Source organism: Nostoc sp. JL23, assembly GCF_017115065.1.
Lineage (GTDB): Bacteria > Cyanobacteriota > Cyanobacteriia > Cyanobacteriales > Nostocaceae > Nostoc > Nostoc punctiforme_A.
In genome coordinates this window covers 18,902-33,378 of sequence record NZ_JABXKN010000027.1, presented here as the reverse complement: position 1 = coordinate 33,378, position 14,477 = coordinate 18,902, and the positions used below count along the sequence as shown (strand labels likewise).

General features: G+C 40.6%; 13 protein-coding genes, 1 tRNA gene and 1 pseudogene. 5 read left to right on the top strand and 10 right to left on the bottom strand.

Annotation, left to right across the window (positions count from 1 at the left end):
* Nucleotides 1-130: 130 nt before the first annotated feature.
* A pseudogene (locus tag HWQ42_RS04470) lies at nucleotides 131-649 on the bottom strand (SRPBCC family protein); the annotation flags it as partial.
* Between the two features lie 837 nt (nucleotides 650-1,486).
* Here HWQ42_RS04470 and cobW point away from each other — a divergent pair.
* Together cobW and HWQ42_RS04460 are read left to right on the top strand one after the other, a co-directional pair.
* Complete coding sequence (gene cobW / locus HWQ42_RS04465; RefSeq protein ID WP_292809685.1) at nucleotides 1,487-2,527, top strand: cobalamin biosynthesis protein CobW; 1,041 nt, start codon at nucleotides 1,487-1,489, stop codon at nucleotides 2,525-2,527.
* A 254-nt stretch (nucleotides 2,528-2,781) separates the two neighbouring features.
* Nucleotides 2,782-3,264 (top strand): ABA4-like family protein, encoded by a 483-nt coding sequence (locus HWQ42_RS04460; protein WP_292809683.1) that lies wholly within the window; start codon nucleotides 2,782-2,784, stop codon nucleotides 3,262-3,264.
* Nucleotides 3,265-3,349: 85 nt separating this feature from the next.
* Here HWQ42_RS04460 and HWQ42_RS04455 read toward each other — a convergent pair whose 3' ends face one another.
* The 3 genes from HWQ42_RS04455 to HWQ42_RS04445 form a co-directional block, all read right to left on the bottom strand.
* Nucleotides 3,350-3,565, bottom strand: a complete 216-nt coding sequence (locus tag HWQ42_RS04455) for an acetyltransferase (RefSeq protein ID WP_292731719.1) — start codon at nucleotides 3,563-3,565, stop codon at nucleotides 3,350-3,352.
* Between the two features lie 278 nt (nucleotides 3,566-3,843).
* The gene (locus HWQ42_RS04450; protein ID WP_289799595.1) at nucleotides 3,844-4,152 is read right to left on the bottom strand and encodes a DUF3181 family protein; all 309 of its coding nucleotides are present in this window, start codon (nucleotides 4,150-4,152) and stop codon (nucleotides 3,844-3,846) included.
* Nucleotides 4,153-4,271: 119 nt separating this feature from the next.
* Nucleotides 4,272-4,529 carry a hypothetical protein gene (locus HWQ42_RS04445; protein ID WP_292731724.1) on the bottom strand — a complete coding sequence of 86 codons (258 nt, stop codon included), beginning with the start codon at nucleotides 4,527-4,529 and terminating at the stop codon, nucleotides 4,272-4,274.
* Nucleotides 4,530-4,653: 124 nt separating this feature from the next.
* On the opposite strand from HWQ42_RS04445, the gene HWQ42_RS04440 reads away from it, so the two are divergent.
* A complete protein-coding gene (locus tag HWQ42_RS04440; RefSeq protein ID WP_334813942.1) occupies nucleotides 4,654-5,226 on the top strand; it encodes a Uma2 family endonuclease in 573 nt (190 codons plus the stop codon).
* A gap of 190 nt (nucleotides 5,227-5,416) precedes the next feature.
* Here the strand turns inward: HWQ42_RS04440 and moaC are convergent, their stop codons facing one another.
* Complete coding sequence (gene moaC, locus HWQ42_RS04435; protein WP_292809681.1) at nucleotides 5,417-5,923, bottom strand: cyclic pyranopterin monophosphate synthase MoaC; 507 nt, start codon at nucleotides 5,921-5,923, stop codon at nucleotides 5,417-5,419.
* 34 nt (nucleotides 5,924-5,957) lie between these two features.
* On the opposite strand from moaC, the gene HWQ42_RS04430 reads away from it, so the two are divergent.
* Nucleotides 5,958-6,031, top strand: a tRNA-Arg gene (locus tag HWQ42_RS04430).
* Nucleotides 6,032-6,070: 39 nt separating this feature from the next.
* Here HWQ42_RS04430 and HWQ42_RS04425 read toward each other — a convergent pair.
* The 5 genes from HWQ42_RS04425 to HWQ42_RS04405 all read right to left on the bottom strand — a co-directional run bounded on the left by HWQ42_RS04425 (nucleotide 6,071) and on the right by HWQ42_RS04405 (nucleotide 12,533).
* Nucleotides 6,071-7,282, bottom strand: coding sequence for an MFS transporter (locus HWQ42_RS04425; protein ID WP_292809679.1), 1,212 nt, complete (start codon nucleotides 7,280-7,282; stop codon nucleotides 6,071-6,073).
* 634 nt (nucleotides 7,283-7,916) lie between these two features.
* Complete coding sequence (locus tag HWQ42_RS04420) at nucleotides 7,917-8,222, bottom strand: hypothetical protein (RefSeq protein WP_292731730.1); 306 nt, start codon at nucleotides 8,220-8,222, stop codon at nucleotides 7,917-7,919.
* A gap of 288 nt (nucleotides 8,223-8,510) precedes the next feature.
* Nucleotides 8,511-10,733: an adenylate/guanylate cyclase domain-containing protein gene (locus HWQ42_RS04415; RefSeq protein WP_292809677.1), complete on the bottom strand. Its 2,223-nt coding sequence runs from the start codon at nucleotides 10,731-10,733 to the stop codon at nucleotides 8,511-8,513.
* A 5-nt stretch (nucleotides 10,734-10,738) separates the two neighbouring features.
* Nucleotides 10,739-11,620 carry a DUF928 domain-containing protein gene (locus HWQ42_RS04410; RefSeq protein ID WP_367119038.1) on the bottom strand — a complete coding sequence of 294 codons (882 nt, stop codon included), beginning with the start codon at nucleotides 11,618-11,620 and terminating at the stop codon, nucleotides 10,739-10,741.
* Nucleotides 11,621-11,855: 235 nt separating this feature from the next.
* Entirely contained in the window at nucleotides 11,856-12,533 is a 678-nt protein-coding gene (locus tag HWQ42_RS04405; protein ID WP_292809675.1) for a Mo-dependent nitrogenase C-terminal domain-containing protein, read from the bottom strand.
* A 386-nt stretch (nucleotides 12,534-12,919) separates the two neighbouring features.
* Between HWQ42_RS04405 and HWQ42_RS04400 the strand changes: the two genes are divergently transcribed.
* On the top strand, nucleotides 12,920-14,020 hold the full coding sequence (locus HWQ42_RS04400; protein WP_292809673.1) for a glutamate-cysteine ligase family protein: 1,101 nt from the start codon (nucleotides 12,920-12,922) through the stop codon (nucleotides 14,018-14,020).
* Nucleotides 14,021-14,477 lie beyond the last annotated feature (457 nt).

The following is a 14,477-nucleotide window of genomic DNA, read 5'->3' as shown; positions in this document are numbered from 1 at the left end:
TAGTTCATCGTTTTCATCCCTACTTTTATCATAAGTGATTATCCGAACATGATATCATTGGTTATTAGTCGTTAGTCTTCTTATTAGTCCTTAGTCATTTGTCGTTAGCTAATAAACAAAGGACAAGTGACTATTTCCCTCTTGGTTGTCCCTCTGTGGTGGCAATCTCGCCTGCTTCCATCATCATTTTGAAGCGGCGTAAATCATCTCCGATTTGCTGTTCTGGTTCTTCGCCGAAGAGTTTGGCAATGGTAGCTCCAATTGCTCCACCAGGCGGGTTATATTTCGTGACAACTTTTACCTCAGTACCGCGATTGGCGGGTGCTGGCTGGAAGCGGACAGAACCAGAGTTATCAACATCTGCACCTTCAACCGAAGCCCAAGCAATCAATTCGTTTTCCCGATCTTCAATGATGTCTGCATCCCATTCAACACTTCCACCTAACACCCCACTGGTCGTCCAGTGCGATCGCTTATTATTGTGTACTTTTACGTCTTTGAGATGCTTCATGAAGCGCGGCAAGTTCTCAAAGTTATGCCAAAAGCGGTAGAGTTCCTCTACTGGTTTGTTAATCGTTACCGTCTTTTCAACTTTAATTGGTTGGCTCATGTCTATTGTCTCCCGTGCTTGCTGTATGGTGCTTTGTTTATCGCAGTTTGGACAAATTTGTTTGTCCAAACCCTAATACCAGGAGCGGAGAACAGTGTCGAATAAAAGCTTATTAGCGAGAGGCATGTAGAAGTCTCTTGAAAAAATTTACCCTTCGTATCAGCCTTCTAGACTACTAAAAAAATTAACTACTACAAATCAACACCTGAACTTTAAAGCTTTCAACTAAACATAACCTCTAACTAAAGAATGAGATTGGTGTTAAGTTAGTTACTTCTAGCTTGTATCTTGGCGTAATGCTAGGGAAGCTGTCACCTATTGCAATCTAGACATTCAAACATAACTAGACAAGTGTTTCACTCAAGGATTTTTAGATGCTTAACTTTGCCGAGAATGTCTTCTTTTAGGCAAAGTATACTGGGAGTAGGCTCCCCAGCATGAGGCTTTGATCTATGCTAATTCATGCCGCTTCACTTCCCTTTAAGGCAATGCACATAGTCCATTTCCTCTCAATGCGTAAGTCCTATATAGGACTCATATCTGATTTTTGAACAAGATTTCAGATAAAACCCCCGTCAAAATCGCTAAAACCCAATAATCAACTCTTTTTTCTCAAACCCAGACTCCACAATACTTTCAGGCTATCTTGCCCCTGGTGACAGCTTCGCTATATCTACGCCAACTCCTCTACCGTTTGTGCCAGACTGATTTGAGGAATTAAAGCCAAACCTAAACTCAACAAAAACGGGAATATTTTCAGGTTTACCATAGACTTTCAGCTTAAAATAACTAAGTCAATCTTCAAACCAAGCTTAATCTCAGTATTTAAGTTTGTAACCCGTAAAACTTACCATACTGGGTAAATCAGGCAAAAATATGGCTACGAAAATTCCTGTCACAGTAATCACAGGCTTCTTAGGTAGTGGAAAAACCAGCCTAATTCGCCACCTGCTACAAAACAACGAAGGACGGCGTATTGCCGTTTTAGTCAATGAATTTGGCGAACTCGGTATTGATGGTGAATTATTAAAATCTTGTCAAATTTGCCCCGAAGATGGTGAGGGCGACACTAATATCTTTGAATTAACCAATGGCTGCTTATGCTGCACTGTGCAGGAAGAGTTTTACCCGACGATGCAAGAGTTAATTAAGCGGCGAGATAGCATCGACTGCATTTTGATTGAAACCTCTGGTTTAGCCTTACCAAAACCGCTGGTGAAGGCTTTTCGCTGGCAAGAAATTCGTAACGCCGCCACCGTGGATGCGGTGATTACCGTGGTAGATTGTGCGGCGGTAGCAGCGGGGACATTTGCTAGCGATCCAGAAGCGATCGCAGCCCAGCGCCAAGCAGATGATAATCTAGAACACGAAACACCCTTGCAAGAACTGTTTGAAGACCAACTTGCTTGTGCAGACTTGGTAGTGTTGAATAAAATTGACTTGGTAGATGCCGAGACAAAAGCCAGAGTTGAGGAATTGATTAAGCAAGAGTTGCCCAGAGTGGTAAAAATTGTCGAGAGCGATCGTTCTCAATTAGACGCATCTATATTATTAGGATTCCAAGCGGCAGTTGAAGACAATTTAGATTCTCGTCCTAGTCATCATGATACCGAAGAAGACCATAATCACGACGAAGAAATTACTTCCGCTAATTTAATTTTGGATCGTACCTTTGATCCCGAAAAGCTGCAACAACAGTTGCAAACATTGGTACAACAACAAGAAATTTACCGGATTAAAGGCTTTGTCGCAGTGCCAAATAAATCCATGCGCTTAGTCATGCAAGGCGTGGGAACTCGATTTGATAAATTTTACGATCGCCCCTGGAAACCAGAAGAAGCTAGGCAAACGCGTTTAGTTTTCATCGGACGTGATTTGAATTCTTCTGAAATCGAATCACAACTTGTAGCTTTATAAGTTAGGAGTTAGGAGTTAGGAGTTAGGAGTTAAGTAGAACTAATACACTGTGGCAGAAGTTTGCCTACCTTTAACAAGGAAATTTTGCCATTGTCTATCGATTATTATGCGGCTTATAGCAACTTATAATGGTAAATTTATTCCGCTATTGTGTATTAGTTAATTCAAAACAAAAAAAAATACTAATAACTCAAAGCTCCGAATTTTTAATCTAAACTCCTAACTTAAACCCTCACCCTTCAATTTGCATAGATATGACAATATCTCAACTATTTAACGTTGCCAATCTTTTCGTATTGCCATTTTGGACGTTGATGATTTTATTGCCGAACTGGAAAGTCACACGGTGGATAATGTCATCATATCTACCCTTTGTGCTGTTAGCAGGAACATATTTATATTTGTTTATCAACAGCATTACTCCAGAAAATGCTCAAGCTTTATCGAATCCTCAATTAGCTGATATTGCGCGATTTTTTACAGACGAAACAGCTGCGGCAACAGGTTGGATTCATTTTTTAGTGATGGATTTATTCGTCGGTCGCTGGATTTATTGGGAAGGACAGAAAACAGGTGTTTGGACAATTCACTCTCTGGCTTTATCTTTGTTCGCTGGGCCGTTGGGATTACTATCTCACATTTTAACTGACTGGATTACTAAGAGATTTTTCCCAAAGTTTCAGCAGAATGGAAAGGCAACATTAACAGAACAAGAAGTACCATCAACTGGCACATAGCAATAGGGGCACACATCTGTGCGCCCCTACTAATGATAATTGCTAATAGTTTACTTCCATTACCAATTATCTCATTTTAAAATCATTAACCGTTGCCGTGTCTATAGTCAGCATCTATCCAGCAGCGTGGTAGAACTTCACCTGAAGGAAAAACAAGATTTTGTTTTTTGAAAGTTTCAGGTTGCTGTTCTTCTTGACCTTCTTGATCTTTCGCCTGAACAACATCAGTATTCGGGTCAATTAATTCCTGAATTTCAACAATTTTTACCAATTCGCCAGAATCTTTGACTTGTAAAAGCATAGAAATTGCCTCAATAATTTGCATGAAAGTTAAGAGCAAGTTTAAGATAAACTCATTCTCGTCTCAACCAATTTAGAAGGTCGAGATTCCTTAATTGTTAAAGGAAATTTTTACCAGATATGCATAAATAAATTACAAAAAATTTATCTATGTGTCTCTGTGGTTTTTATCTTTATAAAATTGACACGACAAATTAATCCTCAATACAGCATTTCAATTCAAATCAGGAAATACTGACCGAGAAAATTGTCTAATTCAAATAATCTTGGTTGTAGATATTAGATTTCGCGTTGATATTTTTCTAAAATATCAACTAATGTTACTTGGCATTGCAGTGGTAGTAAATCACTTAAAGGAAGTTCGCTTCTACCGCCGCCAATTTTGACTGTAATTGATTTCAAGACTTTTAAAACTTGATCTTCACTTACATTGTTGGAAGTAATTAAGGGATACAACTGTTCCGCAACAAGGGTGTGCAGTTTGGCATTAGATAAATAAAGATGCCATTTAGCAATGTCTATGTAGACATTTTCGCCAATTTCAGCTGCTAGGGCTTCCAGTAGTTCTGTGGTGTTAGTCTTTGCCATAAAAATAACCCTACGTTAAGAAAGAGTGCGAAATCTCAGGCTTTTTTACATTATCGCTCAATTAATAGGCTGATTCTACTACCACAGGTTACAATCGCCCCAGCATCAGCAGTCCGTCTTCAGGTGGATTTAGGTGGAGTTTCGCTGTAATTAGCGATCGCACTAATATAGATCAGATGCACTAATACTATGCCTGTCCAACTTGCAGTAAATAACGGCAGCCAGTCCCAAGTAGTGCTTTTCAAGATGTGAAAAAACCATAAGCCAGAATTTATAGTAGCAGCGATCGCTACATGGACGGCAAAATTCATCCGGTCATCAATCTTGCGGTAATCAGGGTCTTTGCGATCGGGTTTGCGAGGCCAACGAGGAGGCATAAATATTTGTTACAGATTTAAATACACCCTACTCATTCTAAGGTTTTTAGTGCAGTCGTTGCTATTAGACTTCTAGAACCAGTCATAATTGAATTGGAAGTCAAGAGCCGCTGGGTTAAATCAGATGACGATCTTTGAGCAAATAGACCCCGATCTCCTCTATCCAGATAGCGACGGCAAACCAATGGCAGACAATACAGAGCAATATCGTTGGATTGTCCTGATTAAGGAGAATTTAGAGATTCTGTTTGCTAATAATGACAATGTTTTGATTGCAGGAGATTTGCTCTGGTATCCCGTCCGTTCTCAGCTGATTACACCGACTGCACCTGATGTGATGGTTGTCTTCGGGAGACCAAAGGGTAAACGTCGTTCCTATCGTCAGTGGCAAGAAGATAATATTCCACCGCAAGTAGTCTTTGAGATTCTTTCTTATAGTAATGATACCAAGGAGATGGAGCGTAAGCTGGAGTTTTACGATACCTATGGTGTTGAAGAATACTATTTATACGATCCTGAAAGTTTTCAACTAGATGGCTGGTTGCGGCAAAACAACCATTTGAATAAGTTATGGCAAATGGATAGTTGGATCAGTCCCCGTTTGGGAATTAGATTTCAAACGGGGCTTGGAGAGTTAGTAATTTACCGTCCAGATGGACAGAGATTTTTGAATCCCTGGAACTCAATCAACGGGTAGAACAGGCTGAGTTATTGTTAGAACAAAAACGCCAACGCGCTGAACAGTTAGCAGCATATTTGCGTAATCTCGGCATTAGATCCTGATAATCTCCCATAACTAGGGAGATGAAGAAGGAAATAGGGTACAGGTTAAAGGATACAGATTATTCCCTATCACCTGTCACCTAATATGCCCAATAGCTAACTTATTACTTTGCCGACGAATAATCTTCTGATTTCCCGCCACTCTTACTTATTAAACGAATTGATTCGATTTGAATCGACTTTTCTAAGGCTTTTGCCATATCGTATAAAGTCAGGGCAGCGACAGAAACCGCAGTTAAGGCTTCCATCTCTACACCAGTTTCAGCTTTGGTTTTGACTGTAGCTTGAATTTGATAACCCGGCAGTTCGGGATCGGGTGTGATTTCGACAGCGATTTTTTGCAAAGGCAACGGATGACACAGAGGAATTAAAGTAGCTGTTTGCTTGGCTGCCATAATTCCAGCCAATCTTGCAGTTGCCAACACATCCCCTTTTGGGACATTTCCGGCTTGAATGGCAGCGAAGGTGGCTGGCAGCATTCGCACCTTAGCAGCTGCTATTGCTTGGCGAATGGTAGGTGCTTTATTAGACACATCAACCATCTGTGCTTGTCCTTGGGGATCTAGATGGGTTAAGTTGGCAAAATTAGATTGAAAATTATCTTGCGCCATTTGGTTAGAACGTGTTAATATATATTGTCGGTGAGGGCGTGTAGCTCAGTGGACTAGAGCACGTGGCTACGGACCACGGTGTCGGGGGTTCGAATCCCTCCTCGCCCGTTTTTAAAAAGTTAAGAGTTGAAAGTTAGGAGTGATGAGTTAAATTTCATCACTCCTAACTTTTAAGTTTTTCAAGGCGTAGGCATCTGGAGCTAGACCTAGTGCAAAGCGCAGTGAGTTGGATAAGTTTTTGCTCGAATGGGTGAGGAAGAGGACAAGTGCTAGAGAAGTAATCGCAGCACCGTAGCCAAACATATCGCGGTAGCCTACAAGTTCTGCAATAATACCCAGAAGAGGAGCAGCGATCGCAATTCCCAGATCGAGTCCAGCTATACATATAGCAAAAATTTTCCCCCGTTCTTGCGGCAGTGAACGGTCTGCCATCATGGTAATCATCATCGAGATCAGTGTACCACCACCAGCACCTTCAGCGATCGCAGCCAGCAAGAAAACGATCGGGCTGTAAGCCTGCCACAGCAGTATTAATGCCAAAACGTAGCAAAAAATCCCAAAGGTAATAAACAAACCCCGCCCGAAGCGATCGCTTGCTTTACCAGCAAATACCCTGATACTAAAACTAGAAATTGCCGCAGCTGTAAAAAATAGTCCGCCATTGAAGTCCACCTGAGTGGATTTGAGGAACAACGACACAAAGGTATGTACAGCACCAAGGGACAAACCAACTAGCAACATAACTATAGTTGGAACTCTCACCCGTGGGCTGGCCAAAATTTGCCAAAATTTGCGATCCTCTCCCTCTGTCTGCTCCTGCGTTTGCACTGGCGGATTCGTAACTTGTACAATTCCCAAGAGAGCGACAAAACCCAATTCGGCAGATAACAGAAATAATATGCCGTAACCACTTGTAGCTTCTAAATAACCACCAAAGGCAGGGCCAATTGCTAAACCAATGGGAGTTGCTAGGGTCATGTAACCAATGATTTCACCACGAGTTTCAGCGGGCGCCAAATCTGCGACTAAGGCACTGTAGCCAGTGGTAAAAGCGGCAACACTAATGCCGTGAAAAATCCGCACTAGGATTAATAGCCCAAGAGATTGGGTTGCCAAGTAACCAAAGGGTGCGATCGTAGCTACGATCGTACCAATCACTAAGACAATTTTCCGACCGCGTTCATCGGCTAACCGTCCCAGCATTGGGCGAGATAGCAATAACCCAATGGCAAAACTGCCCATGACAAGGCCAATTTCTTGCTTGCTTGCGCCCACATCATCGATGTAAAGCGGTAGAGTTGGCAAGAGCGAAGACAGGCTCGACCAGAATAATAAACCCGCTGTAAACAAAATCAGCATAGAAGAATGCAAAAGCAATACCTCCGCTTATAAACTCTAAAAAATGCTCACTCAATGCTCAAATACTATACTTTAATTACTTAAGTATTTGGGTAGTGATACTAAGTATTAATTAATGCTTTGTATCACTACTCAATATATGCTCACACACTTCTAACCTCAAAAAAACTTCAAGTAATCTTCTGACTCTAACCCACACCTTGCCACACAAGGATTACAGCCATTTTTGCCACTAGGTATCTCATCTATGTTTAACTCCCGTTACAGTCCATCATTCTCCTGCTAGTAAACGGTTGTAGACGATTTTTGGCACAAATCAAAGTATCGCGAGAGTCATTATCACACACTATTGAGAATAAAGATAAAAATAGTACAAAAATATTGCCTGTCTATCCTTTGTCTTCTAAAAACTCCAAGTATTTTGAACATATCCACAAAAAAAGACCCTATCTAGGGTCTTGACTATTAACTAAACTTTTGAGTTATCTATTCCCCCAACAAATACATCACCTATTCTAGCTTTTGTTTAGCTATGTGGAGATTGAGAAACTTTTGTTTTTCCGATGACAATGGAGAATGAAAACGTCTACCTTCAGATGTTTCAAACGCGCCCATTTTAGTTAAAACTTGTCTCTCAACTAACAAAATCTTTGTGAGCAGCGACAAGCATTTGAGCTTGTCTTAAAACGTTTCCAAATAAATAAAAAGGAATCTGCCAAGCTGCAACGGTAACTTCTTTGACTATATCTTGTACACTAACTGCAATTAATTCATGCTCTGGTGGCTCTCCTTCAACTACACCAGACCAAGTAAAAGCTAATAAAAAATCATCGTCTCCAGGCAAGGATGCAATCAAACATTCTTCTGGTGTTGGTTCGCAAATAATTCCATAATCATTTGCAAGTTCTACTAATTTTTGAAAGTTGTTTGCGTTTGTCATTTGTCCTTTGGGTGTAATTGAATCTCAGTTTTAGAAAAAATCATATTTTTAACTCCAGAACTCAAGTGAGTTGCTACATAGCATAAATTACGAATTATTAATTATTCGTTTAAGAATTATGAGTTATTGGAGTTGGATTGGGCTTAAGTCCAAAATCTTACCGCGATCGCCTGCTTGTATCAGCAACAATTGCTACTGTTTTAAAAAAATCTAGACTACCTACTTTTTCGGTTTACCGTATTTACATATACCTCCCTTTGTTAACATTTCAAGATTGATGTCCTAATATCACTCAGGCTGACGCAGTGCATTGAGAATTGCGTCAGCTTTTGGGGGAACTGCTGTAAACCGAAGCAGAAAAAGATGCTCGTCAACATTAGACTGTTGGATCACCTTGGCATAGATATATTCTTCTTCTATAGCGATTTCTGCTTCAATCAATAACTTGAGTTTGAGATTACTCAAGAGTTCTAAAGAATGTGGCGATCGCAGCTGCGCCCCTTTTTCTGAGAGGCTAATAAAGTCTCCCAGAAATACTGTTCCCACTGCATGTTTTCCCTGCAAAATACTGTATTCTACAGGTATTATGGGAGTAACAATGCTCATTTTTTGATCATATTTAGGCAAGAATAAATTATATTTACCGCCAATGCCACGAATTTCACAAATTGTCACAGGGTGTTTAATTCCTTTAGGTTCTATTTGTAGTTCTCCAGCAATTTGGAGGTCAATATTGGCATCCTTACAGGTATTTTCAGAAATTAAAATCTGTCCTCCCACTGTATAAGATTCAATTCGAGCAGCCAAATTAACATGACTGCCAATAACTGTATATTGAGCGCGTTTTTGAGAACCAACGTTTCCCGCTACAGCCTCGCCTGTATTAATCCCAATTCCCATTTCCAGGATTGGGAAATTCATTTGCTGATTTTGTTCATTCACTTGCTCCATTGCCAATTGCATCGCAATAGCACAAGCGATCGCTCGTTCAGAATCATCTTTGCGACTAATTGGCGCACCAAAAATCACAAAAATACCATCACCCATAAACTCATTAATCGTGCCTTTATACTGGTTAATCACATCAGTCATTGTTCCCAAATAAAGATTCAAAATCTTTACTACTTCTTCCGGGGGCAATTGTTCGGAAATAGCCGAGAATCCTCTTAAATCCGATACGAGAACCGTAACTTTTCGGCGTTCTCCCCCCAGCTTTAACCCAGAAGGAGTTTCGAGGATATTGGCGACGATTTCATCAGTTAGATAGCGACCGAGGGTTTTTCGCATCTCGGTAGCGCTTTGAGCAATATACTGAGTGAGTGCGATCGCAGAACCGACAAAAGCCAGCAATGAAGGGATAACGGGAATCCACCAACCAGCCAAAAATGCCAAAAAGCTGCCGCCAATTAAACCGCCACCTACCAACAAAACACTAACAGCCATGAGGTTTTTCTGGTTGCTACTGTGGCGTTGCAGCCAACACAAGCTAGCACCAATAATTGACCAAATCAAAATTGATAGCCATTCTAACGGCTCAGGTAAACACTTAATCAGTGGACGACCTTCCATTGCCGCACTTAAAATTTGACTAATCAAATTAGCATGAATTGTCACACCCGCCATTCGTTCTGGATCGGTCAAGACATTACTGCTGTAAGGTGTATAGAATAGATCCTTCAAACTCTCAGCGGTAGCACCAACTAATACCACCTTATCTCGCATTAAATCGCGTGGTATGAGATTCTCTTGCACTTCGGTAAGAGAGACTTTAGTAAACTGCTGTATCCGTCCTCGGTAGTTCAACAGTACTTGATAACTCCCGGCATCGGCTCGGACATAACCTCCATCATTAGCTTCAAAAATCGGAAAAATACCCCGATTTAACTGCAAGTAATTAGAGTTAATAGCTGATGGCTTGGCAGTAATACCTTCAGGTTTCAAGTACAACAATGCCAGTTTTAACCCAAAACTTTCCAGAATCTCGTCATTATTTAAATTTACGTACAATAACGATCGCCGAATTTTGCCATCTCCATCTATGGGTAAATCATTCGACCCAATTTGATTAAGTTTTTTCAGTTCTGGAGATGAATCAACCGCCGAACTATCAATAGTATCAGAGACTTTTTGGACTCCAATTAAATTAGGAGTAGACTTAAAAACCTTAAGTAAATCTTGATAACCGGGATTGACGGGTAAATCACGATAAATATCTAAACCAATCGCTCTAGGTTTTTGCTGTTTGATTTTCTCTAACAAACTAGCAAGTTTTCCATCAGGCATAGGCCACTGTCCCTGCTTGCGGACATCTGCCTCATTAATCTCAACTATGACAATGCGGGTATCAGCCGACTCTCGTGGACGCAGGAGAAAAAATTGATCTAGTGCTGCCAATTCCAACAATTGCAGTAATCCAGTCAAGCGGATTGCAATCACCAGGGCTGTAATATTGGGAACAGCAAGTAAAACACCCCGCCATTGCCAGATGTGCGGTTTCAGCTTTGCCCACATAATATTTAGTGCTGAGTGCTGAGTGCTGAGTGCTGAGTGCTGAGTGCTGAGTTAGGAGTAGAGACGCGATTAATCGCGTCTGTAGAAGAGTTGGGAGTTGGGAATTCTCCCTCAGTCCAATGCCCCGTGCCCAATGCCCCATGCTCTTCTTTCGTAGATGTGCAACAATCAATCAATGGTTCAGAAGCGATCGCACTCAAACCTACAGACTTGAAAAATTGTCTCCAATCCAGCCTTGCTTTGAAATTATTTGGCTCAGTCCGACGTAGCTGCACTAAACTAGTCAGCGCTTCATGCCAAATCCCAGCTTCTGCATAGATGGTGGGCAACTTGTATAAATTTGCCTTTGCTAACGCCTCCGATAAGGTTGCTCCTGGCTGAGTGCGTTCTACCCAACCATCTACAGTCGGATTTTCACTAGAGTCTTGAGTATCACAAACAATTGTTAGATACCAATGATAAGTTTTACCTACAGCAAGTGCAGGGGTACTGTCAGGAAGTTTAAAGCTAATAATTCCCGGCTGATTTGGAAGTGTAAAAGATGTTTCATAAAATACGTTTTGGTCTTCAGTCAGGAGCAGAAACTTGGCTGTTTTGAGTTTAGATTGAGGTATATACCAGAAAAATGTTGGATGTTGAGCAAATGTCAGCCCTAATTTATCTGGAGGTATTAAGGGGGTTATTAGTTTTTTGCCTGTTAGACAAGAGCTACCACGGGTAGAACCACCAGCACTTGCGGGGGGTTTTCCCCGCTGTGGTGGCTTAAATGTTTGACTAATTTGCCAAGTTTTATTGGGATGGTACAACTGAGCTTGTACCTCTGCTGTTAAAGCAGAAAGCAAATACAAAGGTAGGGAAAAGGGTACAAAATATAAAGATGGTTTCATCCATTTCATATTGATAATGCCTGAGTTCTAGATTAGTCAGGTGAATAAATCAAGTATTCCCAAAAGCAGAGTCAGATTTTTCACTCAACTACAGAACTATTTATTGGGCATTGGGCATTGGGCATTGGGCATTGGGCATGGAGAAGAGACAAGGTAGACAAGGAAGAGGGGGGAGACAAGGGAGAGACTTGTTCAATAATTCTCCCTTGTCCCCTTTGTCTCCCCTGCTCCCTACTCAAATATATGGTGATACATCTTCACCGCATTTATCTGCTAAATAGGAGAGGGCGCGGAAACGTAAGCCTACCAGTTGCTCATACAACGGGTTAATTTTACACATCGGTGGGATGTGGACAATTTTGCGTCCAAATAAGGTGATATCCCGCTCAAAGGGACACTGGGCGGGAATCATTTTACACAAAAAGCGGGCTACTCTTGGGTCTTGGATATCTAGCCCATCGAGCCAGTCTTGCAGGGGATGTAGAGCATTTATTTGACGCTTTGTCAGCCCAGTGCTGGCAATAGTGGGGGTAAGTTGCTGGGGGTGTTCTAGGGTGTGGCGAAGGGCTTCCAGCAAATTCTCTGGCTGTTCCAAGGCTTGGCAGAACTGTTGCAGAACCTCATCTTCGCTGGGAGAATAAGTACCATCTGCGATCGCTACCATTATCGCTGTCCTTAAGAAATTTTCTGCGGCTGGTGTAGCTTTACCCAACGCTGCGGCTAATTCCTCTGGGGTAATTACCTCTAGTGAATCAAATTTAATCTTAGGAGCTAATTCATTTTCGGTGATGCTGGCAATTAATTCCTGTTCTTGCTCATCAAAATTACCATCAGCCCAAGCAATAGTAAGCATTCCACGCAACCAAGCGGCAATCTGTTCGCTGCTGTAGGGGGATTGAACGGTACTTGTCATAAACTCACGTCTCAAGCTTTCCTCAGTCACTACTACGCTACCCTAACCAGTGACTATGAAGATAGTGGAAGCAGCACAGAAAAATAAATCAGAGAAGTTTTCAAATCGCAATAGTCGGTCTTAAGGTAAAATCCATTTGTACAGTTATTGAGAATTTTTCTACTTAAAGTGAATCCGATTGGAGTCTCTCAAATATTCATAAAGTTCAAGACTGTAATTTGCGCTACAAAGTGATGGAGTTTTCTAAGTATGCGAACCTGCCAGCTAAATATCGCTGACGTTTTTCTCTAATGAATCGTTTACTGATGTTACTTCCTTCTCTAGGGGATTGCGATCGCTTGGCATTAGTTAAATTAGGTTAACTCCCAAAAATTAAGGTATATATAATGTTTTTCTTTGGCATTGAACATGAAGTCGCTTTCTTGAACAATGAGGGAAAGTTTGCTGATTTTTCCCACACAAAATTTGCTGATTTCAATCAAATTATTGAAAGGCTACCTACATACTCCAGTGACTATCCTCAACTACGGGTTGGCGATGCGGGTATTAAGATGAAGAGATGGTACATTGAGGGATTTGAAAGATTTGCGGATTCTGATGAAGTGATAGACTGTCATGTTAAAGGTATTGAAATTAGAACAACTATCCATTCTAATATTCAAGGCGCTATTACTGAATTATCAGAAAGTTTTGACTTGCTACGTAAGGTTGCCGCTGATTTTGGCTTATCACCAGTGTTGGTTAGTTTTAATCCCTACAATCCAGCTTTTGAGCCTCAACCCCCATTAAACAATTATGAAATCAAACAGCTAGAAGCTTATCCTGACGAACAAACTGCTAATATTCACATGGTATCTTATGGGCCAGATTTAAATATTTCAGTGGCAGATTTGTCACCTGAAGATGTAATTGATATTGGCAAAAAGTTAACTTATTACAGTCCCTATATCGTTCCTTTTAGTTATAGCTCTCCCTTTTATAATGGAGGTTTATGGGATGGATTATCGGTACGAACATTTATCAGAACTGGAAAAAGACCAGCTACTCTGGTTTTTGTTCAAAAAGAAGAACAACTGATTAATAGCATACCTGCCTTAACAAAAATCGCCCGCATTCCGGCTGAAGTGGGACGCATCGAATTTAAGGCTTGTGATAGCTGTGATGATTTTTTTATCTACGCAGCTTTGCTGACATTATTAAAAGGTTTGGTATTAGATAAAACCTTGCCAGGTAGAGCAACTGTACCCGATGCAGCCTTACACCAACTTTCCGCAAAAGAAGCATTTGACAACGAAGATATTTTTGAGAATGCCACAAAAGTCTTGCAAGCAGCCGAAGTTGCTTTGGGAGATGATCCAGATGTTCATTATTTGACATCATTAAAAGAGCTACTGGCGAAGCGAAAAACAAGATCCCATGAATTAATAAAAATGTTCCATAGGGTAAGTTCAATAGAAGAGGTAATAAGGCAGACTTATCAAGTTTAAAGAAAAGATTTATTTTTCTCCTTTTATGAAAGGAAATTAAGGAGAATCTTTATATAAATTGATACTTTACAAATTTCTTCTCAGGTGCATGCTCATTAAAATCATTTGAATTGGATAAAGTCGAGCTAACTGAACATAAATAGTAGAGCCATTACTCTGCCAAAACTAGATTAAGTCGATATACCTAGAGGCTGATTTTATTGCAACTAAAGATGCAGTAAAGTTCATTCTAGAGATTGATGCAGACGTTAGCTTTTTCAAAGTAAAAGTGTAAACAGGGAACCTGAAACGAAGAATTTCAATTATAAAATCTAATGATTTTGTGAAATCTAATGATTTTGCTAAAGAATTAAGGTGATATTTGCTTCTTATCCCTTACTAATCCAATGCAGAAAGACAAAAGAAATTTCTTCGTCAGGTTGGTTTTTCAAGAACTTCTAAATTGAAGCGGAGCTTG